17 protein-coding genes are annotated in these 22137 nt (G+C 62.6%); 8 read left to right on the forward strand and 9 right to left on the reverse strand.

The genetic code is table 11. The features are described 5' to 3' along the window. Nucleotides 1–101 precede the first annotated feature (101 nt). A complete protein-coding gene (locus tag E8M83_RS07165; RefSeq protein ID WP_137172826.1) occupies nt 102–572 on the reverse strand; it encodes an Lrp/AsnC family transcriptional regulator in 471 nt (156 codons plus the stop codon). A 162-nt stretch (nt 573–734) separates the two neighbouring features. Here E8M83_RS07165 and glmS point away from each other — a divergent pair, with 162 nt between their 5' ends. The 4 genes from glmS (at nt 735) to E8M83_RS07185 (ending at nt 7049) form a co-directional block, all read left to right on the forward strand. Beyond that, the gene (gene glmS, locus E8M83_RS07170) at nt 735–2564 is read left to right on the forward strand and encodes a glutamine--fructose-6-phosphate transaminase (isomerizing) (RefSeq protein ID WP_137172665.1); all 1830 of its coding nucleotides are present in this window, start codon (nt 735–737) and stop codon (nt 2562–2564) included. A 262-nt stretch (nt 2565–2826) separates the two neighbouring features. Then, complete coding sequence (locus E8M83_RS07175; RefSeq protein WP_206077431.1) at nt 2827–4635, forward strand: amidohydrolase; 1809 nt, start codon at nt 2827–2829, stop codon at nt 4633–4635. Nucleotide 4636: 1 nt separating this feature from the next. Next, the gene (locus tag E8M83_RS07180; protein ID WP_170976716.1) at nt 4637–6001 is read left to right on the forward strand and encodes an alginate export family protein; all 1365 of its coding nucleotides are present in this window, start codon (nt 4637–4639) and stop codon (nt 5999–6001) included. A gap of 208 nt (nt 6002–6209) precedes the next feature. Continuing rightward, nucleotides 6210–7049, forward strand: coding sequence for a helix-turn-helix domain-containing protein (locus E8M83_RS07185; protein WP_206077432.1), 840 nt, complete (start codon nt 6210–6212; stop codon nt 7047–7049). Nucleotides 7050–7074: 25 nt separating this feature from the next. On the opposite strand, the gene E8M83_RS07190 is transcribed toward E8M83_RS07185, so the two are convergent. Then, entirely contained in the window at nt 7075–7560 is a 486-nt protein-coding gene (locus E8M83_RS07190) for a MarR family winged helix-turn-helix transcriptional regulator (protein WP_137172668.1), read from the reverse strand. Between the two features lie 187 nt (nt 7561–7747). On the opposite strand from E8M83_RS07190, the gene E8M83_RS07195 reads away from it, so the two are divergent. From E8M83_RS07195 to mqo, 4 genes are all read left to right on the forward strand, one after another. Continuing rightward, complete coding sequence (locus tag E8M83_RS07195) at nt 7748–8821, forward strand: alkene reductase (protein ID WP_137172669.1); 1074 nt, start codon at nt 7748–7750, stop codon at nt 8819–8821. 14 nt (nt 8822–8835) lie between these two features. Continuing rightward, entirely contained in the window at nt 8836–9201 is a 366-nt protein-coding gene (locus E8M83_RS07200) for a DoxX family protein (RefSeq protein WP_170976717.1), read from the forward strand. Nucleotides 9202–9584: 383 nt separating this feature from the next. Then, nucleotides 9585–11693, forward strand: a complete 2109-nt coding sequence (locus tag E8M83_RS07205) for an EAL domain-containing protein (RefSeq protein WP_137172671.1) — start codon at nt 9585–9587, stop codon at nt 11691–11693. Between the two features lie 450 nt (nt 11694–12143). Then, nucleotides 12144–13733 carry a malate dehydrogenase (quinone) gene (mqo, locus tag E8M83_RS07210; protein ID WP_137172672.1) on the forward strand — a complete coding sequence of 530 codons (1590 nt, stop codon included), beginning with the start codon at nt 12144–12146 and terminating at the stop codon, nt 13731–13733. A gap of 107 nt (nt 13734–13840) precedes the next feature. Here the strand turns inward: mqo and E8M83_RS07215 are convergent, their stop codons facing one another. The 7 genes from E8M83_RS07215 to E8M83_RS07245 all read right to left on the reverse strand — a co-directional run bounded on the left by E8M83_RS07215 (nt 13841) and on the right by E8M83_RS07245 (nt 22124). Continuing rightward, a complete protein-coding gene (locus E8M83_RS07215; protein WP_229491445.1) occupies nt 13841–14578 on the reverse strand; it encodes a DNA-binding protein in 738 nt (245 codons plus the stop codon). A gap of 121 nt (nt 14579–14699) precedes the next feature. Next, on the reverse strand, nt 14700–16238 hold the full coding sequence (locus E8M83_RS07220) for a M48 family metallopeptidase (protein WP_137172674.1): 1539 nt from the start codon (nt 16236–16238) through the stop codon (nt 14700–14702). After that, on the reverse strand, nt 16235–17464 hold the full coding sequence (locus E8M83_RS07225) for a hypothetical protein (protein WP_137172675.1): 1230 nt from the start codon (nt 17462–17464) through the stop codon (nt 16235–16237). The genes E8M83_RS07220 and E8M83_RS07225 overlap by 4 nt, the downstream gene beginning before the upstream one ends. 3 nt (nt 17465–17467) lie before the next feature. Beyond that, the gene (locus E8M83_RS07230) at nt 17468–17731 is read right to left on the reverse strand and encodes a PAAR domain-containing protein (RefSeq protein ID WP_137172676.1); all 264 of its coding nucleotides are present in this window, start codon (nt 17729–17731) and stop codon (nt 17468–17470) included. A gap of 162 nt (nt 17732–17893) precedes the next feature. Further along, on the reverse strand, nt 17894–18466 hold the full coding sequence (locus tag E8M83_RS07235) for a hypothetical protein (protein ID WP_137172677.1): 573 nt from the start codon (nt 18464–18466) through the stop codon (nt 17894–17896). A 131-nt stretch (nt 18467–18597) separates the two neighbouring features. Next, a complete protein-coding gene (locus E8M83_RS07240) occupies nt 18598–19359 on the reverse strand; it encodes a hypothetical protein (RefSeq protein ID WP_137172678.1) in 762 nt (253 codons plus the stop codon). Then, nucleotides 19356–22124, reverse strand: coding sequence for a type VI secretion system Vgr family protein (locus E8M83_RS07245; RefSeq protein WP_137172679.1), 2769 nt, complete (start codon nt 22122–22124; stop codon nt 19356–19358). The genes E8M83_RS07240 and E8M83_RS07245 overlap by 4 nt, the downstream gene beginning before the upstream one ends. Between the last annotated feature and the right edge of the window lie 13 nt (nt 22125–22137).

A 22137-nucleotide genomic window follows, 5' to 3' on the forward strand; every position in this document is an offset into this window, starting at 1 on the left:
CACAGGAAGTGAACAAGATAAACACAGGGTAATCCCATGGTTACCCCCTGTTCATCCACCTGGTCTTCCACAATATTATCCACAGGCTGGCACCTGGCAATTCAGACGTCGACCCGGGTATCGAACTTGCTGCGGTGGGTCGAAAAATAGGCTTTGACGTTGCGCACATTGGAGTGCGACGTGAACAGCCGGTGCGCCAGTTCATGGTAGGCCGGCATGTCGGCAACTTGCACGACGAGTACGAAATCGGGGCCTGGCGACACCCGGTAGCACTGCAGCACGGCCGCCTCCCTGGCGGCCAGGTGCTCGAACTCTTCCATGCGCTCGGCAGCCTGCACGTCGAGCGTGATCTCGACGATGGCGGACAGCCGGCTGCCGACCTTGTCGGGCGCCACGATCGCCACCTGGCGCTCGATAACGCCGCTGTCGGTCAACTGCTTCACGCGGCGCAGGCAGGTCGGCGGCGATACATGCACCAGGGCCGCCAGTTCGGCGTTCGTATGCGATGCATCAGTTTGCAAAATGTTCAGGATGCGACGATCGAGGTCGTCCAGCGCTGGTGAATCGGTCATCGTCATGAAATATTCAATAAGTATTCTCAAATAAATGAAACAAGATTTCTTGTTCATCTGCATATGAAATAATCTAACAAAATTAGCTGCACTCTGAAAGCTTATTTCATATCGATTGCTCTACGATAAGACTCAACAGTTTAATTACAAGTGAGGTTAGCCATGTGCGGTATCGTCGGAGCAGTCGCAAAACGCAATATCACCCCGGTCCTGATCGAAGGCCTAAAGCGTCTTGAGTACCGGGGCTATGATTCCTGCGGCGTGGCCATCCACCTGGACGGCCGCCTGACCCGCTCGCGCTCGACCTCGCGCGTGGCCGACCTCGAATCGCAAGTCAAAGAAGCCAGCCTCGACGGCTTCACGGGCATCGCCCACACCCGCTGGGCCACGCACGGCGCCCCGGCCTCGCACAATGCCCACCCGCACTTCTCGCCAACCGAAGACAATGCGCGCATCGCACTTGTCCACAACGGCATCATCGAAAACCACGACGAGCTGCGCGCCGAACTGACCGGCCTGGGCTACAAATTCACCAGCCAGACCGACACCGAAGTCATCGCCCACCTGGTCGACCACCTGTACAGCGGCGACCTGTTCGAAACCGTGCAGCAAGCCGTCAAGCGCCTGCACGGCGCCTACGCGATCGCCGTGTTCTGCCGCGAAGAACCGCACCGCGTGATCGCAGCGCGCCAGGGCTCGCCGCTGATCGTCGGCGTGGGCAAGGACGAGAACTTCGTCGCGTCCGACGCAATGGCGCTGGCCGGCACCACCGACCAGATCATCTACCTCGAAGAAGGCGACGTGGTCGACCTGCAACTGGCCCGCTACTGGATCGTCGACGTCGACGGCCGTCCGGTCGAGCGCGAAGTGAAAACCGTGCACGCCCACACCGGTGCGGCCGAGCTCGGCCCATACCGCCACTACATGCAAAAAGAAATCTTCGAGCAGCCGCGCGTGATCGGCGACACCCTCGAAGGCGTGACCGGCGTGATGCCCGAACTGTTCGGCGACGGCGCCTATGCGGTGTTCAAGAAGATCGACCGCGTACTGATCCTGGCCTGCGGCACCAGCTACTACGCAGGTCTCACCGCCAAGTACTGGATCGAATCGGTGGCCAAGGTGCCGGTGAGCGTCGAGATCGCCAGCGAATACCGCTACCGCGACAGCGTGCCGCATCCGGATACGCTGGTAGTGACCATCTCGCAGAGCGGCGAAACGGCCGACACCCTGGCCGCGCTCAAGCACGCGCGCAGCCTGGGCATGCAGCACACGCTGACCATCTGCAACGTCTCGACCAGCGCCATGGTGCGCGAATGCCAGCTGGCCTACATCACCCGCGCCGGCGTCGAAGTGGGCGTGGCCTCGACCAAGGCGTTCACGACCCAGCTGGCCGCGCTGTTCCTGCTGACCCTCACCCTGGCCCAAGTCAATGGCCGCCTGACCGATGCCGAGGAAGCCGAACACCTCAAGATGATGCGTCACCTGCCGGTCGCACTGTCGTCGGTGCTGGCGCTCGAGCCGCAGATCATCGCCTGGGCCGAGGAATTCGCGCGCAAGGAGAACGCCCTGTTCCTGGGCCGTGGCATCCACTATCCAATCGCCCTGGAAGGCGCGCTCAAGCTCAAGGAGATTTCGTACATCCACGCCGAAGCCTATCCGGCTGGTGAACTCAAGCACGGCCCATTGGCACTGGTGACCGAAGAGATGCCGGTGGTGACGATCGCGCCGAACGATGCGCTGCTGGAAAAGCTGAAGTCGAATATGCAGGAAGTGCGCGCGCGGGGCGGCCAGCTGTATGTGTTTGCCGACGTCGATTCGCGCATTACCTCGGGCGATGGCTTGCACGTGATTCGCCTGCCCGAGCACTATGGCCTGCTGTCGCCGATCCTGCACGTGGCGGCTCTGCAGCTGCTGGCGTATCACACGGCGCTGGCGCGTGGGACTGATGTGGACAAACCGCGTAACCTGGCGAAGTCGGTAACCGTCGAGTAAGGAATCGGCGGTCCCGGCCGCCTTCTTCCAGTGTTAATTCGTGAAAGCCCATGACCGACCGGTCCATGGGCTTTTTGCTATCCGGCTCGAACCCTCAACACCATGCGCGAATCGTCCTGCAAACAGCAGGAACGATCAGTGACTGTCCCGCCCCGCGTCGATAACATCTTTCCCATTCAACACACACCGCTGCCGAGCTCGGCCCGCCCACCCGCGGGCCGGCCCGTCACGGTTCTTTTCAATCCAAGAATGGGGAATGACAGTGAAGCTACTACTACTGATGGGACTCATGGTCGCGCATGGCCTGACAACTGCCCACGCACAAGCCAAGCCAGAAGCACCCGGCGCCGACATGATCGTGCACAACGCCAAGATCTTCACCGGCAATCCCGCCCAACCTGCGGCATCCGCCCTGGCCGTCAAGAACGGCCGCATCTACTCGGTCGGCACCGACGCCGAGATACTGAGCCTGAAAACCGCCAACACCAGGATCATCGACTCGCGCGGCCGTCGCCTGATCCCGGGCATCATCGACGCCCACACCCACATACTCAACGAAGGCGGCTACAACTACACCCTGCGCTGGGACGGCGTGCCGACCTTGCGCCAGGCCTTGTCGATGCTGGCCGAACAAGCCAAGCGCACCCCGGAAGGCCACTGGGTCAAGGTGGTCGGCGGCTGGTCTCCCTACCAGTTCGAGGAAAATCGCTTCCCCACCATGGACGAACTGCGCAAGGCCGTTCCCAATCGCCCGTTCATCGTGCAGTACGCCTATAACCGCGCCTTCCTGAACCAGCAGGCGATGGATGCGCTGGGCGTGGGCACCGACAAGTTCCCGGTCTTGCCGGGTACCGAGTTCGAAAAGGACGCGCAGGGCAAGAATACCGGTGTGATCATTGGTAACACGTTCCAGTACATCGCCATCGAGACCCTGGTGCCGCAGCTGACGTTCGATGAAGAAGTGAGCTCGCTCGTCCAGACGGTCCACAGTCTCAACCGCGTCGGGGTCACGTCCATCGTCGATGCGGGCACGGGCTTCCGTGGCTATCCCAAGGCCCAGCGCACGGTGGACGTCCTCGCCCGCGACAACCGCCTCAACATCCGCATGCCCTTCATGGACATCCAGTTCGGCGAGGGCGCCGACTTCAACGTGGTGGACGCGCAGATCACCGCGATCACGAAGACCGCGCCGATCGGCCCCGGCCACAACCTGCACCCGCACCTGGCCCATGGCCATTCCTACCAGGGTGCCGGCGAACTGCTCTCGGTGGAGGTGCATGACCACGAAAACTTCGACCGTCCGGCGATCATCATCGAGCCGGCCAAGATGCATCAATTGGTGGAGCGCGATATCTCCAAACTGATCCAGCGGCGTATTCCTTTCCGCGAGCACATCAGCTACGACGAGAACATCACGCCCTTCCTTGATGCGCTCGAGAAGCTCAACAAAACCATGCCGATCGACGGCCTGCGCTGGAGCCTCGAACACGCCGAGACCATCAGCCCCGCGAACATTGCCCGGGTGAAGGCGCTGGGCGGCGGTATCGCGCTGGACACCAAGATGGCCTTGCACGGCGACGGCTTCGTCAAGACCCACGGCCGCGACAAGGCATTGCAGACCCCGCGCCTGCGCCATATCGTCGACAGCGGCATTCCTGTGGCCATGACCACCGATGCCTTCCGGGCGGCCTCGTTCAACCCTTGGATCGGCATCAGTTGGATGGTGTCCGGCAAGTCGATCTCGGGTGCCGAAATCCTCGCCAAGGACAACCGACTGACCCGCGCCGAAGCCCTCAAACTGTTCACGCGTAATGCGGCGTGGTTCATGAACACCGAAACCGAGATGGGCATGATCGCCCCCGGCAACCTGGCCGACTTCGTGCTGCTCGACCGGGACTACTTCTCGGTGCCGGAATCGCAGATCAAGTCCGTCTCGTCGGTCCTGACCGTGCTGGATGGCCGGGTGGTGTACGGCGCGCAGGATTACCAGCCGCTGACACCGAAACTGCCCGAGATCCTGCCCGCCTGGTCGCCGATCAAGCACTTCGGCGGCTATTACCAGGCCAAGTAAGGTGAACCTGCGCGCGGCGTGGCTGGCCATTCCCCTGCTGTTGGCGACCGATGCCGCGCTCGCGCAGTTCCGCCCCTTGCGCTTCGACGATGCATTCAACGAACAGCGCCAGCGCTGCATCGAGAACGACAGCCGCAGCGCATGCTGGAAGGACCGCCCGATCGCCGATCACGTGCGCTTGAGCATCGGCGGCGACCTGCGCGTACGCTACGAACACACCGGCAACCCGCGCTACGGCCTGCAACTGGAAGACCGCTGGGGCGTGCTGATGCAGCGTGCGTCGGTCTTCGCCGACCTGCGCCTCGGTGAACACTGGCGCGGTTTCGCCCAGCTGTCCAGGTCGACCACCAACGGCCGCCGCGCCGGCCCGTCCCCGGTGGACGAGAACCGGCTCGACCCCACCAACCTGTTCGTCGAATGGCAGTCGAACGGGAACGGCGCAGGCAAGGTCGGACTGCGCGTCGGCATCCAGGAACTGCAGTTCGGATCGGGACGCGTCGTCGACGCCCGCGAAGGTCCGAACGTGCGGCGCAGCTTCGAAGCCGTGCGCGCTTATGCAAGGGGCGGCGCCTGGCGGGTCGACGTCTTCACCGCGGCGCCGCGCCAGAACCTGCCGGGCAGCTTCGATGACGTCCAGTCGCCGACCCAGGCACTGCGCGGCGTCTACGCGACCCGCACTGGCGGCCTCACCTCCTGGGACATCTATGCGCTGCATTTCGAGGATACCGTCGCCCGCTACGTGCAGGGCGAGGCGCACGAACGCCGCTGGACGGTCGGCGCCCGCGTGTTCGGCGGCCGTGAAGGCTGGGACTGGAACTGGGAAACCGCCGTGCAGGGCGGGCGCTTCGGCGACGCCGGCATCCGCGCCTGGTCGCTCGCCACCGACACCGGGTATACCTTCGATGGCGTGGCGGGACAACCGCGGGTGGCGCTGCTGGTCGCCGTCGCCAGCGGCGACAAGAATCCCGACGACAACCGCCTCGGCACCCTCAATTCCCTCTACCCGCGCGGTAATTATTTCGGCGACGAAGCGACGCTCGGGCCGCGCAACTTCTTCAACATCCACCCGGCGCTGACCATGCGCCTCGCGCCAGACGTCCAGCTGAACGCCAGCCTGGATTTCTTCTGGCGTCACAGCACCCGCGACGGCGTGTATGCGCCCAACGGCATGCTGATCCGGCCCGCCGGCGACAGCCGGGCGCGCTATGTCGCCACCATCGCATCGCTCGGCGCCACCTGGACGCTGCCCCGCGGCTGGACCTCGACCGCGGTGGTCGCCTACGGACAGCCGGGCGCCTTCCTGCGCGAGACGAAGGCCGACGATGCTTTGACCTTTATCAGCCTCGGCGCACAGTACCGCTTCTGAGCATCGGCCTGGCGTTCTGCATCCTGCGACACAGCGTTCCCGAACTTGCAGCTAGATCGATGTCAGGCAGGCAAGCATAATGGACACGGCGCCGGGCGCGTGTCGATGACGCGATTCCCATCAAATCAACAGGATGCGCCTCACGGGGCGTGTCGCAATCGGTCTCATTCCTATGTCGAACGCACTCGAACTTCCCGAGAATGTGGCCATGTTCACGTCCATCAACCGTTCCTGGAATGGCATGCACGTCGAACTGCACGAATACACCTGCACGGGCCGGATCCTGTTTCCGGTAGAGCGGTCACACGAGCTGACCTGGCTTGCCGCCCAGCTTGAAGAGGTAGGACGCGACTATATCCAGGCCCGGCTGGCGCCCAATAAACCCAATCCACTGGCCTACAAGCCGCGGTCGTTGTATATCGCGCCGGCGGATATGCCGCTGTGGGCGCATTCCGCGGATGCCCGCTATCTCAAGTGCGCGACGATCAACTTCGACGCAAGCCTGCTCCAGCAGCGCCTGGGAATATCCGATGCGCTGGGACTGATGGACATCCCGCGCTTTCGCTTCACCGATGAGCGCTTGTGGACCTTGATCAGGCTGCTCACGGATGCGATCGGCGACGCCGATCCCAGCGCCCAGCTGTATGGCGACTCGCTCGCCGCGGCGATTGCATCGAAGCTCTTTGAACGGCCCAGGGAGACCAAGGGCAGCGAACAAAAGCTTTCGCCAATCCAGCTCAGGGACGCCATGAGCTTCCTCGAGGCGAACATGCCGGCCCGGGTCGAACTGGCCACCCTCGCCGAGCTGGCCGGCCTGTCGCAGTCGCACTATAGCCGCGCCTTCAAGGCATCGACCGGGCAGGCGCCCTATCGCTGGCAGTTGCAGTCGCGTGTCGAGCGCGCCAAGCACTTGCTGCTCAATACCAATCGCGGCCTGCAGGATGTGGCCGAAGCCACCGGCTTTGCCGACGCGGTGCACTTTGGACGGACCTTTCGCAAGATGACCGGCGCGACGCCCGCCGCATGGCGCACGGACATGCTCACTTAGCGTCTGTCCCGGCTGGCGGCATGCATCACAAGCCTACTGAAACGCTGAGTTTCCTGAGCAGCCGATCGAGCTGCTCGATTTCTTCGTCGCTCATCCCCGCGAGCAGCGACTTCTGTGTGGCAAGGTGTTCAACGATCGCCTGGTCGATCAAGGCCAGGCCTTTCGGCGTCAGCGCCACGATCGTCTTCCTCGCATCGACGGAATCCGCCGAACGGGTGACCAGCGCGGCCTTCTCGAGCTGATCGATGCGATTGGTCATCGTCCCCGACGTGATCATCATCGACGCCATCAGCTCGCCAGCCGATAGCGCATACGGCGCCTGGGCGCGCCGCAGCGCCGACAGGACATCGAAGCCCGCCATGTTCAGCTGATGCCGAGCAAATGTCGCCTCTTCCACGGCAATCATTTTTTTGCAAACACGGGTCAGGCGCCCGATGGGACCGACCGTGGCGGTATCGACATCGGGTCGGGCCGCCTTCCACTGCATCACGATTTTATCTACCAAGTCCATAGAAAGATTCTATGCCTGATTTATCTTGACCTCAAGAGAAATCACGAGAATAATATCTCTTGACGTCAAGATGTTTCTTCGGATGATACATGACGGTGGTTGAGATGATGAAATCGCAGCGATTTCGCCTCGTCTCGTGGTTGAAGCCGGACGGCGTACATCTTTCTTCTCAAATTGGAGGTATCAAATGAACAAGCTGTTTTCTACGACCAAGGTCGGCCGCTACACTGTCGAAAACCGCCTGGCAATGGCGCCAATGACGCGCAGCCGCGCCAACCCGGACGGCACGGCCACCGAGCTGATGGCCGAGTATTACCAGCAACGTGCAGGAGTCGGCCTGATCATTACCGAGGCAACCCAGCCGTCCGATATCGGCCAGGGCGTCATTTCGACACCTGGCATCTACACGCAAGCGCACATCGACAGCTGGAAGAAAATCACCTCGGCCGTGCATGCCAAAGATGGGCGGTTGTTCATCCAGATCATGCATTCCGGGCGTATGTCCCACCCGGACAATGTGCCTGGGAATTTGCAGGCCCTCGCCCCGTCGGCCCTGGCTGCGCAGCAGAAAATCCACACCGCAAACGGCATGCAGGACATTCCGGTGCCGCGTGAGATGACGCTTGACGACATCAGGACGACTATCGACGATTTTCGGCATGCGGCGCGCTGCGCCATCGACGCCAGCGCCGATGGTGTGGAGATCCATGGCGCGAACGGTTACCTGCTCCAGCAATTCTTCGCCGCCAATGCCAACACCCGTAGCGACGCCTACGGTGGATCGATCGAGAACCGGGCGCGTCTTGCCATCGAGATCGCGACCGCGGTGGTCGCGGAAATCGGCGCCGATCGCACCGGTTTCCGCATCTCGCCCGGCGCCACGCTGGGCGACCTGGCGGAAGGCCCCGACGGTCCCGCGCTATACCGTTACCTGGCGACCGAGCTCGACAAGCTGGGCCTGGCCTTCCTGGATGTCATGCACTGGGGCGACGATGCGCTGCTGTCCGACCTGCGCAGCATCTGGCGCCAGACGCTTATCCTGAACCGCCCGAGCCGTTCGCGCGAGCTGGTCGGGACCGATATCGTCAGCGGCCTGGCGGATATCGAAGCGTATGGCTCGATGGTGCTGGCCAATCCCGATTTCGCGCAGCGTATTCTCATCGGCGCGCCCTTGAACAGCGTGGAAAGCTCGACCTTCTTCGGTGGCGGCGCAAGGGGCTACACCGACTATCCGAGGCTGGCCGAAGCAGCGGCGGCATGAACACGGAGCGCATCATGCGTGAATCACTTGTCTGGAACCGCGTAGCGTTGGCCCTGGCCGCTTTCTTCCTGTTCGGGGCCTACTCGAACGCGTCGGGCGTCAGTGCCCAGGCCTACGTCAAGTGGGGATATCCGGAGGGTTTTCATGTCGTGACCGCCGCCTGCGAGTTCCTGGTGGCGATCGCGCTGGGCTTTCCACGCACCCGCGTCTACGGGGCTGCCCTCGGTACGATGGTGATGGTGGCGGCCCTGGCTACGCTGGTCTTGAATGGCGCCGCAGACCGGGCCGTGCCCGCCTTGCTGACGCTGGCTGTTTCTGTCGCAGTCGGCATCCATGCCCGCCGCCTGTCATCCCGGGCATCGGCATGTCCATGTGAGTAGCGCGCTGAGCAGGCGATCGAGCCGATCCATGTCGCCGGCGTGCCCAGCCCCGGCATTTTTCATTTTTTCACCATGCGCGCTGGGGAGGCTTCCCCTGCGCCGCTTCCTGGTCGCGCAGCGCGCTCTGCTGAGCCTCGGCATCGCAGCGGACTCGCAAGTCCGGCTTTTCATGAAATGCCCGGATAGACCAGGCGCGTACCACGTGGGACGATCTATAGGCGTATATAAATTTAGCTCGGCGTCTGTTTTATCATGCATGCAGTCTGTCGATGTCCGCGCCTAGTTTCCTGGTGGAATCAATCCGCGTATAGTGGGAAATCGAGCCCTGGACTGCGATCTGGGCGCTTGCCGGACTTGCGCTTGCCGGCCCATCCTCCCTTTCCATGCCTATGACTTCCGAGAATCCCGACCTGATGTACCGCCTGCTCGTCCAGGGCGTGGTCGACTACGCCATCTATATGCTCACGCCCGATGGCGTCGTCTCGAGCTGGAATGCCGGCGCCCAGCGCGCCAAGGGCTATACCGCCGACGAGATCGTCGGCCAGCATTATGCGCGCTTCTACCAAGGCGACGATATCGACGCCGGCCTGCCGGCCAAGAACCTCGAGATCGCCACCCGCACCGGCCGCTTCGAAGACCAGGGCTGGCGCGTGCGCAAGGACGGCAGCGCGTTCTGGGCCCACGTCGTGATCGATGCCGTGCATAGCGAGGACGGTCGCCTGGTCGGCTTCGCCAAGATCACGCGCGACATCACCGAGCGCTACCAGCAGCAGCGCAAGCTGGTCGAGGCCAAGGACCTGGCCGAGGCCTATAGCCGCCAGATGAGTTCGCTGTCGCATTTCCTCGATTCGGTGATCGCCAATATCCCGGCCAGCGTGCTGGTGCTGGATGTTGCGTCCGGCACCATACTGCTGGCCAACCAGCAGGCCCAGCGCCTGTTCGCCCAGGCCTTTGTCGACTTGAAAGGCCTGGTTGCCGGCGATTGCCTGGCCCCGGGCGTGGCCGACTACATCGCGTGCCAGACGGCGAACTCGGCGCCGGCCAGGGCCGGCTTCGATGACGCCGTGCTGGTGCAGACCTCGGTCGGCCCGCGCAGCCTGCGCAGCCGCACGGTGCTGGGCAAGCAGCCCGATGGCGAGGCGGATTATGTCCTGATCATCACCGAAGACGTAACCGACGAGCTCGCGGCCTACGCCCAGATCCACCATATGGCGCAGCACGACGGCCTGACCAACCTGCCGAACCGCAACCTGTTCAACGATCGCCTCAACAGCGCCATCGCGCACAGTGCGGACGACGGCTCGGGCGTGGGCATCCTGTGCCTCGACCTGGATAATTTCAAGAACATCAACGATGCCTTCGGCCACGGCTTTGGCGACAAGATCCTGCTCATGCTGGCCAGCCGCCTGCGCAAATGCCTGCGCGACCAGGACACGCTGGCCCGCCTCGGCGGCGACGAGTTCGCCGTGGTGCTGCCGCGCGTAAAACGCCTCGAAGAAGCGCAGCAGGCGGCGCAGCGCCTGATCGAGGCGGTCGCGCCGGCGTTCTCGATCGACGGCCACAGTTTTGCGGTCGGCATCAGCATCGGCATCGCCCTGTCCGCGCCCGCCGGCAACACGGCCGAGCAACTGCTGCAATATGCCGACATGGCCTTGTATGAAGCCAAGCGCAACGGCCGCAACCGCCACGAGGTATTCCGTCCCGAGCTGGAAGCGGCGGCGCGCGTGCGGCGCCAGATCGAGATCGACCTGCGCCGCGCGCTGCACCGCGGCGAGCTGCAGATGCATTACCAGCCGATCATCGAGAAGGCCGGCAACCGCATCTCGGGCTACGAAGCCCTGATCCGCTGGCAGCATCCGGAACGCGGCGCGATTGCGCCGATCGATTTCATCCCGATCGCCGAAGAAACCGGCCTGATCCACGAGCTCGGCGCGCGCGCATTGAACCTGGCCTGCCAGGAAGCGTCGACCTGGACCAATGGAGAGACGATTGCCGTCAACCTGTCGCCGGTCCAGTTCAAGAGCAGCGAACTGGTCAGCATGGTGGCGCTGGCGCTGGCCGATTCCGGCCTGGCCGCGGCGCGCCTGGAACTGGAAATCACCGAGTCGGTCCTGCTCGACAATAGCGATGGCAATATCCGCACCTTGAAGGCGTTGAAGAAACTGGGCGTGCGCATCTCGCTCGACGATTTCGGCACCGGTTACTCGTCGCTGAGCTATCTGCGCTCCTTCCCCTTCGACAAGATCAAGATCGACAAATCGTTCGTGCAAGAGATCGGCGAAAGCCGGGAAGCGATGGCGATTATCCGCGCCATCACGGGTCTTTCCAGCAGCCTGCTGATCGAAACCACGGCCGAGGGCGTGGAGACGGAGGAGCAGTTCCGGCGCCTGCTGGAAGAAGGCTGTTCGCATTTCCAGGGCTATCTGTTCGGACGTCCCGAAGCGGCCGAGAATCGCATCCAGCAGCTCGACCGGCGGGTGAGCGGACTGTAGCGAGCGGCCTGTAGCGGCGGGCTCTCGGTACTACTACTTAGAACGCAACAGGTCGAATACTGAGAGCGACCCGTTTACCGACAGCGGCCCGCGCAAGCCTGATTTGTTTGGGCTATACTCCGCTCAGTCCTCTATAGGACTTCCCGCTCAATGGACGCCAGGGATATCGACTGGCCCGCCTGACAATCGATGTCAGCGCGTCATATCCGTGTTGCCTGCAAAGCCGGTTTGACTGTTATCGAGTCGACCGTTGCCTCGCCTTCGCACTGCGTCGGTTGCCGAGTTTTGTTGCTGTTTTCAATGACCGCGACAGGTCCCGACAACCCGTTCCTTATCGGTGCTTCCATGCCGCCAGCAGGCGGTGTGGAGACATTCCTTTACCGAGCCGTTGAACTTTATAAATCTGATTGCATGCCAGGCCATCGCAAACATTTTTCAGGTGATACTCGTATGCGTACCTCGCTTCTCGTTGTCCTTTCTTGCTTTATCGTTGCATCGTGCAGCAAAGCACCCGCTCCTTCCAATGACAAGCCGGTCGACGTCGTCCTGATCGGCGCCGGCGTCATGAGCGCCACCCTCGGCACCATGCTCAAGGAACTCGATCCTGAACTCACGATCGAGATGTACGAGCGCATGGATTCGGTCTCGGCCGAAAGCTCCGATGCGATGAACAATGCCGGCACCGGTCACTCCGGTTTCGCCGAGCTGAACTACACGCCCGAAATGCCGGACGGCACCATCGACACCAAGAAGGCTGTCGACATCAACGAACAGTTCGAAATCTCGAAGCAGTTCTGGGCCTACCAGGTGCAGAAGCAATACCTGGGCGCGCCGAACACCTTCATCAACAATGTGCCGCACATGGCCTTTGTCTGGGGTGACGACAACATCAACTACCTGCGCAAGCGCTACGCCGCGCTGCAAAAGGAAAACCTGTTCAAGGGCATGCTGTTCACCGAGGATCACGAGACGATCCGCAAGTGGGCGCCGCTGATCATGAACGGCCGCGACGCCAACCAGAAAGTGGCCGCGACCCGCATGGACATCGGTACCGACGTCAACTACGGCACCCTGACCCGCAGCATGGTCAAGCACCTGACCGGCACCCACGGCATGACCCTGAGCCTGCGCAGCGAAGTGCAGGACATCAAGCGTGGCGAGAATGGCCTGTGGAACGTGACCGTCAAGAACCTAGCGGACGACAAGCTCAAGACCGTGAGCGCGAAGTTCGTGTTCATCGGCGCCGGCGGCGGCGCGCTGCCGCTGCTGGAAAAGACCGGCATTCCTGAAGCCAAGGGCTACGGCGGCGTCCCGGTCGGCGGCCAGTGGCTGGTGACCACCAACCCGGCGCTGATCGAGGCGCACCACGCCAAGGTGTACGGCAAGGCCTCGGTCGGCTCGCCGCCGATGTCGGTGCCGCACCTGGACACCCGCATCATCGACGGCAAGAAAGCCTTGCTGTTCGGACCGTTCGCGACCTTCTCGACCAAGTTCCTCAAGAACGGTTCGTGGATCGACCTGCCGGCTTCGATCGGCACCGGCAATGTGCGTCCGATGGTGCAAGCTGGCATCGACAACATCCCGCTGACCAAGTACCTGGTCGAGCAGGTGATGAACTCGCAGGAAGACCGCGTGGCCACCCTGCGTGAATACTTCCCGGAAGCCAAGCTCGAGGACTGGGAACTGGTCAATGCCGGCCAGCGCGTCCAGATCGTCAAGGATGACCCGAAGAAGGGCGGCCTGCTGCAGTTTGGCACCGAAGTCGTGGCATCGAACGACGGCTCGATTACTGCCCTGCTGGGTGCATCGCCGGGCGCCTCGACCGCCGCGCCGATCATGCTGAAGGTGCTCAAGGCATCGGCCTTCAAGGACAAGCTGGAAACGCCTGCATGGCAAGCCAAGATGCACGAAATGATTCCTTCGTACGGCCGCAAGCTGAACGACGATCCTGCTTTCGCCAACCAGATCCGCCAGCAGAGCAGCGCCGTGCTGGGCCTGAAGGCGGTCACGCTGGATGTGCCGGCGGCTGGCCAGGAGTGATGGTGTAGAGAATGGCTGCGGCGCATGCCGCAGCCGACAAAAAGGCCTCGGTGCTTGACAGCACCGAGGCCTTTTTTTTATGCGGCTTTGATGACGTGCCGATTGCCTTATTTGCGCGTGCGCAGGGCTTCGAGTTCGGCGCGCAGATTGCTGCGCTCGGTGCGCGAGGTGTCGAGCTTGATGCGCATTTCCTGGACCTCGGCCGCCAGGTTGTCGCGCTCGGTCGTGACGCCGACCAGCTCCATCTGGGCGCGCAGGCGCGCATCCGATTCGGCCGCCGTGGCCGCCACATTGCGCTCGAGCTGCTGGCGCAGGTCGGCCAGCTGGGCATCCTTGCCGTCGATCGCCAGCTGATCCTTGGCCTTGCCGACCAGCGCGTCGGCCGCGATCTGGCGCGCATTGCGCAGCTCGGCCGTCAGGCGCTCGATCTCTTCGTTGCGCTCATCGGCGATCAATTGCGCCTGTTCGCGCGCGACCCGCGCATCCGTCAGATCGGCGTTCAGGCCGTCGCGCTCGGTTTCGAGTTCGTTACCGGCCGCGAGCAGCGCGTCCATATCGCTCTCGGCGCGCGCCAGCGCGTCGCGCATGCCGGCGCCGGCATCCTGCGCATACTGCTGGGCCCAGCGGCCCAGCTCGGCGAGCAGTTCGGGCGGCATTTCCGCCTTCGGCTGCTCGGCCGGTTTGGCATGGTTGGCGCGCCAGGCGGCCAGGTGCTGGTGGATGGTCTTGGTCGAGCCGGCGCCGATCAGGCCGCGCACCGCCTCGATCGTGACCTGCTGCTTGTCGTTCTGTAGGGTGTCGGCCGCCTCGCTGACGTCGTCAAACGTCACGTCCAGGTGTGCCATATCCGTTTTCATACCGCGCCAGGATGTTCGTTGTAAGGCTCTCCATCATACGCGAGACGATGGTTTAGTTGCTCAAAGGCATTAGAAGAATGCCGCCAAGTGTCGCGGATTTGCTGCTATTTCAGGCTGGCGCCACCGTGCTCGATGTCATCGAGACAAAACTGGCGTCGAGCCAGGATGCCAGTTCGTCCTGTCCGGCCTGGTCCAGATGGGCCAGCATGGCGGTGTACCAGGCGCGTCCTTCGGCGTCGCCCAGCACGGCGCGCACGATGGGCAGGCTATTCTGCAGGAAGGTGCCGAACAGCGGGATGCGGCGCACGAACAGCAAGGTGGGATCGATGACGCCCAGGCCGGTGTAGAGCGCGCGGATTTCCTCGAGATAGGGCATGGCCCGCGCCGGCTGGCCGGCCTGGGTCAAGGCCGAGATATAGCTGGTCACGATCTGTGGGTCGGGCATCTCGTCTGAATCGGCATTGAGTGCGCGCGCCCTGGCGATCCACGCCTGGCCCTGGGTACACTCGCCGGTCATGGCGTAGCAGCATCCCACTTGCGAGGCATGGAAGGCAGTGGGCTCGGCGTCGAACAAGGCATTCCAGTAGCGCAGCGATTCGGACCAGCGGCCAAGGCGGGCGTTGGCAAACGCGCACAGGCGGATCGCATCGACACGCAGCTCGTCGCGCGCCGCTGCGACATGGGGCGTGGCGCCGGCCAGCGCTTGCTCGAAGCGGCCTGCGGTCAGGTGGCCGATGGCCTCGACCAGTTCCGGCGGATCGTCCGGTGCGGGCGGCGATTCCGACGTCGACCCTGGCGTCGATTCCGGCATCGATTCGGGAGTAGATACGGCGCAGTATTCGATGAGCCGGTCGGCATCCATGTCCGGCAGGCGCAGGTAGGCGAGGACCGGTCGCGTGGTCGTCTTTTCCTTTTTCGCGTCCCGCCTGACCTCGACGTTGTCGATCGAGATGAACGGGTCGCCGCCGCCACGGTACAGCGTCACCGCGCAGTAGCGGACCGGGTCCTTCCCGCAGCAGGCGTCGAGGATGGAGAGCAGCTGGCCGGGCGCCGTTTCGAGCCGGTGTACCACGACCTGGGGCTCGTCGATCCAGGCGAATTTGCGTGGCAGCGCGAACGACGTCGCCCAGGTATTCGTCAGCTCGCAGAACGGCGCTTCGGCGGCGCCGCGCGCCAGCGAGCGGGGCAACATGGTCAGCAGGATGAATTCGACGATCCAGCCGGCGACGAGCACGCTGCTCTCGATCCGCATCCCGGCGATTCGGCGCACTTCGCTGTCCGCCAGGGCCATCGCGTAGCGCCACATGGCCTGCGGATCGGCGAGCAGGGCGGTGAAGCTGCCCGCGTCGGCGATGGCCAGCCAGGCAGCCCAGTGGACGTACCAGCCGGCGATGCCGATCGCCAGGCCCAGCCGCCCCATCCACACGGGATGGCGCGCCTTGCCGCGCCGCGCCGCGCGCTCGGCCACCCAGCCCATGGCGACCGCGAAAGCGATCATGGCAAACCAGTCGAGCAGGACGAAGGGCGAGTGGATCGTGAGCCAGGCGTACAGCCAGGCGGGGACGGCGACCAGCAGCGCGCCGGCCGCGGCCAGCACGACGGCCTGTACCGGCAGGCGGCCAGACGGTGCATAGTAGGGTGAGTTCATGATCCATCCTGGGACGGCGGGAAGGGGTGCACCAGGGCCAGCGCGCGCAAGGCCGGGTTGTCATTGCTCACACAGAGCAGCGGCGCACCGTGTTCCAGCGCCGCATGCGCCGCTACTGCCAGCGCGGCGACGAAGGGCACCGCGCCGCATGCGCCGCAGGCCGGGCCCAGGCGCACGATGTCGCTGGCATTGTCCAGGTGCGGCGCGCTGGCGCTGGCGAACTCCATCAGTTCGAGCACCTGCCGCGTATCCGGTCCGGTGTCGGCGACGATCATGGCGATGTCGGCCGGCGCCACCGCCGCGCCCTGCAGCAGGCGTTCGGCGAGCGTGTTCAGCTGGTCATGGGACAGGCGCTTCTGGTTGGCGAGCGAAGGATCGCGGGCCTCGATGTCGAGGCTCAGGTTCACGCGGCCGGCGTCGCCCGCGACCGGCGCCAGCAGCAGGCCAGCCGCGCCTTCGCCGGGAATACGGCCGCGCGGGTGAACCGACGTAAACAGCGTGCCAGCCGCCGCCCAGCGGTCGACCGTCTCCTGCCCGATATGCGAGGCGCAGGCGAGCAGGATCGTGGCGACCGGCGTCGTGGACGTCACCGCTTCATGTGCGAAGCGCGCGATGAAGGCCGGCGGCGATTCCGGCGTCACCACGGCGGCCTGCGCCGCGGGCCAGCCCGACTGGACCAGCACCTGCTGCCACCACATCGATGCTGCCTGCCGCTGTTCGGGTAGCCAGTCGTCCGGCAGCACCGGCGCCAGTTGCAAGGCTGGCGCGCCGCCGTCGTGCTGTAGCAGGGTCGCCGCGGCGTGCCCGGCCAGCTCGCGCAGGACGGCGGTGCCGAGCACCAGGGCGCGCCATTGCTCGTCGCTCAAGTGCGGCACGGGCGCGGCGTGGGCCGTCAGCCAGTCGGCGATTTCTTCGCGCACCGGTTCATCGATGGCCTGCCCGCAGCGCACGCTCATGACCGGAAGGCCGTCGTCGTCCACCAGTGTGCGATCGAGGTCGGCATCGACCTTGTTGGCGGCCAGTGCGGCGTTCAGTTCCCCGGCGGATGCGCCATGGGGTGTGCGCAGCGCGCCGGCGAGGATGGCTAAAGGGGGAACCGCAGGAGGGTTGCGCCGTTCCTCGATGGCTGCTTGCGGCAGCGCAGGGGCGGCGGCCTGGCGGCCAAGCCTGCCGCCGATCCGGCTGAGCCAGCCCTGGGCCGGTGGCAATGTGGTGGTGGTGGACATGGATCAGACCTGATCGATGGTGGTTTGCTGGCCGGCGATCAGGGTGGCGCCGCAGGCGGTCTTGTCGCCATGCCGCGCCGCCGCCTTGCCGTCGACGATCAGGGTCGCATCGCCTTCGACGATCGGTCCGGGGCCGTGCATCGGGCAACTGGTCTTGTCGCCCATGCGGGCGATGCCGACGCCGTCGATATCGCTGTGGGGCGAGGCTTCGAGCACGACGCCGCCGTGGGAAGTCTTGTCGCCGAGCCTGATGATTGCTCCTGGCATGGTTTTCCTCGTCTGGATAACGTTAATTATGTGATCTGGAATTCACCTGATTAACAACAAAGTGCCTCGCTTATGCGGGTAATGAGGTTTGTCATAAGATATATATATGATTTTTTTACTGTGGTTGGTATATATAGAGTGGCTGTCATAAGACGAGATCGTTCATTTTCGCTCAAACCATAGCGCGTGGAAGCTCTTGGGAAAAGCATCAGCAACATTAGCTACATCACGTCGTGCCTCAAGTTTCATAAAGAATTTCTTGTCGGTTCTGTGGGCGAAAACAAAGACTATCGGGTCTTTAATTCCATGTTCTGGTCGATTTTCCTGTTCTGAATGTACGAGAACATAGTCGTTATAGAATTGTTCAGGAAGATTCATCGAAAAAACACCAATAGGAAAGTTTTGAGGAGTTACTGAAATCCCGGCCTTGTTCCATGTTTGTGAAATGTCTTCCCTGCTTATTTGTAGACGAGTCCCGCGAATCTGAAAATTTTCTGCCGAATAAAATTTTGACCGCATGACTGGCTTTTGCGGATCTTTGGGCCAGAAGAAATCGCCCTCGCCTAAAATTTTCGATTCTTCAATTTCCAGTGTGGAACTCGTATCAATGACGCTACGAATGGAGGAGAGCAATTTTATTAAATATGACCTCTGGTCATCATTCATCTCCACTATGGATGGAATTTCAAGAATGTTTTTGTCGTCATATTTATTGGGGATGGATATCTGGTTCATGCCTGTCCTCGGGCTTTGATCGATTTCAGCCAGTTTCTGTGCAACCGACGAAGAGGATTTCTCCTTACAACTCATAAGAAACGGAATGATGACGAGAAGAGGTAGATGTCGGGTTGAAATCATAACCACAGTTAAGTAATTGATTCGGACTTGGCCGATGATAGAGTTCCATATATAGGATCAGCTTCGCCAACTATCGGCCTCCATGTGGGAGGATCACCCGGACGAAAAGTAACTTCGTCGTATGAGGCCTTGAAGGCTCTATGCCATTTGTAGGGATTGACAGCGTATGCAATCGGAATCTCGGAGATGCTGCTATGCTTGATCCAGCCAAAGCCGCTGGGCGTGTCGATATTAGAATCGTCGAGAATTTCCTTCGCAGTTTCGGCGCACGTGTCGTTAACTATTGCCGAGTAGGTTAATTTTCCACTATATATCTCAGCTCGTGCTTTATTAGTGTTTTGAATCAGTGCATCTGCCTGTTTTCCAGTTATCGGAATTTTGAAAGATTTTACTTTTTCAGTGATCTCGTAGTCAGCAGTGCCAGGTCGTGAATTCTTGACTCCATCCTTTTTTATGGCGCCAACGGTATATATCTGTTTTCCCGTGCTTCGGCCTTTATCAAGCCAACCTATCTTTCCAAGGCCATGAGGTCCAAAGCTGAAGGATTGAACTATTTTAAGATTTTTAACGACATAATAAAATGCGTGGCCGTAATCAATTGCGAGATCATGAATTTCATGTTTGAAAGCATCGGCGCTATTTACTTCAAAGCCTATAACAAGATAGAAGACGTCCAGCTCTACGATTCTTCTGACTGTCTGCTCAACAGGCGAAGTACTTGAGGATCCGATATTCGCCCATTTGATTGTTCCGGTCGGCGTCTTCGTCATTCTTTAACCTCGATAGTCACCGTTTCTGGCTTGGCAGATCTGACGATATGAGTCAGGCCGTTCCCATCCGTTTTCCCATACTCAAATGTTCCGTCTTCGCGCTTGATTCTGTAATCGGCGTGAGAAAGTGGTGCGCCAGTTGCCTTATCACGTATGATGAAAGCTTCATCAAAGAGATTTGCATCCGAGTCGGGCAAACTGCCTAAACTGGCTGGGCTGCTTCCGCCTTTGTCAAATTGGTGTTTACCACCTTTGATCGAGAACTTTCCTGGACAAGCAAAGGTAATATCCCCACCTTCCAGCGTGATCGCCGACTCGCCCGCCTGCAGCACGATCTTTTCCTTGGCCTTGATCTCGATCCGATCATTCACCGAGATCACGGTGACTTCCTTGTCCGCCAGGATCTCCAGCCCATCCGTATGTGCCTGCAGCGACACCGGCCCATTCGCCGCAATCGCCTGGATCCCGCCCGCATGCGAGAACAGGCTGGCCGCGCCGCCCGCCACGGTCGACACCGTATGCCCCGCAGCGATGTGCAGATCCGACTGCGTCGTCCACTGCATCTGCTGCCCCGCATAGACGACGGTCGACGCCGGCGTCGCCCAGTTCACGCTGGCCGCCGAATCCATCAGCACGATCGCCGAGCCGAACTTCTCGACCGGCTGCCCGCCATCGAGTTCGCGCGACCCCGCCTTGGCCTTGAGCGCCGTCTGCCCACCAACCGCACCGTCGTACTTGCCCTTGGCCTTCGGATCGATCTGCTCGATGAATGCTTCCTGCGCCTTTGCCGCATCGCTACTAAACAGTGCCTGCTGCGCGGTCGCGGCGTCCCGCAGCGCATCGCCCAACGACTGCGCCGCCTTGAACTGCGCCAGCGCTTCCGCCACATCCATCTGCGTCGACGCGATCCCGCTCCCGAGTTGCGGCCGCGCACTGGTCGACAGCAGCACGCCTTCACCGCCGCGCACGACCGCCCAGGCATCGGTGCGCAGCTCGAAGCCGCTGCCGCGATAGCGCCCGCGTTGCGACGTCCCGGGCGGTTGCTCGACCAGGTAACCGAGATGGAGTTCGCTGCCGGCGCTGCTGCTGGCCAGCCGCGTGCGCAGCTGTCCAGCCGTGTCGTCCACCTGCCATTGATTGAATCCGCCGCCATCGAAGTTCCGGCTATGAATCCCCGACAGCACACCGGCATGCTCGGCGCCGGAATCCACGCCAGCCGAAAACGGCGGCAGGTCGACGCCGTTATGCAGTTGGGCCACGATCACCGGCCGGTCGATATCGCCTTCGATAAAATCGACCAGCACCTCAGTGCCGATGCGTGGCGTGAACACGCTGCCCCAGTTCGGGCCGGCCAGCGCCTCGGCCACGCGTATCCAACTGCCGCAAGCATCGTTGCCGGGCGCGCTGCCCCGCTCATCCAGGTTGTGAGATACGCCGCCGGGGTTCGGATTGACGCCACGCTGCCACGCAAACTGCACTTTCACCTGATGGTCGCGCGTGTTGGTGGCGACCGCATTCGGCAAGCCGACCACCAGCGCGGTCTGCGGTCCCAGGCTCGTGCAAGGATGCGGCGCCACGATCGCGGCGGGCACCAGCGCGACGACATCGCGCACGCAGGCGAAGGCATTGCGGTAGCTGCCGTTCTCGACCTGTTTCGACGCGCCCGCGATCCCGGTCTCGAACTTGTTGCGTGCCTCGTGCTGGACCCATAACACTGTAAAAGCATCGGCCCCGGCCGGATAGCGATCGTGCTGGCTCAACGTAAAGCCATATCCGGCCGCTAGCCGCCGTACGGCTCCCGCGCCTTCAAAGACCTTGTTACCCGACTCCAGCGCCAGCAGCATCAATTCGCTGTGGGCGCGCGCCGCCGCACCGGTCTCGCCGCCGACACGCTCGCCGCTGCCATCGTGGACGGACAGCGCAGGCAGCGCGCCCGCATCGAGGTGCGAAGTCAACTCGGCCGCCGGCGCCAGCAAGACCGCCGGATTCCAGCTGCTGATGCTGACGCCGTTCGCCGTGACCTTGCGCCGTGCGTGGAAGGCGTCGATCGCGTCATCGCGCTCGGTCGCCCGCACGCCGTGGAAGCGCAGCGTGGCGCCTCCTGGCATCGCGGGGATGCGTGCGCGCCGGTCGAAGATCACCAGCCGGTGCCGCGCCTGCCCGTGGTCGGCCGCGGCCGCATCGAGCGGCTGCGCATGGTCGAAGCGCCAGCTCAAGCCTTCGGATGCCAGCAGCCGCACGAAGAAGTCGTAATCGCTTTCTCGGTACTGCGTGCATACCGGCCGCACCGGCAATTCCTGCGTCACCTCGAACGCGACATTCACCTGTGGATAATCGGCCAGTAATTCACAGGCGATGTCGCGCACGGTCTTGTTCTGGAACAGGTAGCAATCGCGCCGCAGCGTCAATAGCGCCAGCGCGGGTTCGAGCACCATGCGATAGCGGGCCACGCCGCCATCGGCGCCGACCCAGGACGCCGCCGTACACAGGCCATGCCAGGCGCGCCGGCCGCCGTCCGGCTGCAGCAGCCCGACGGTCAGCTCTTCGCCGATGAACAAAGACAGATCGAGATCGGTCGAGGTGCTGAGCGCATCGACTTCGAAGCGGAACAAGGCGTTGACGGCTTCGCGCCCCGCGAACCGCTCCGCCACCAGCGATTGCGGCAAGCCGCTTTGCTGGCTGCTGGCCAGGGTGAGGAGCCGCGCGTGCTGGCTCAGGCCCGTGCCGAACAGGCCGAGCGAGGCGGGATCGGGAAAAGCTCTCATCGGCGCGCTTTCC

Origin of the sequence: Massilia sp. HP4 (assembly GCF_005222695.1) — a bacterium.
Lineage (GTDB): Bacteria > Pseudomonadota > Gammaproteobacteria > Burkholderiales > Burkholderiaceae_D > Telluria.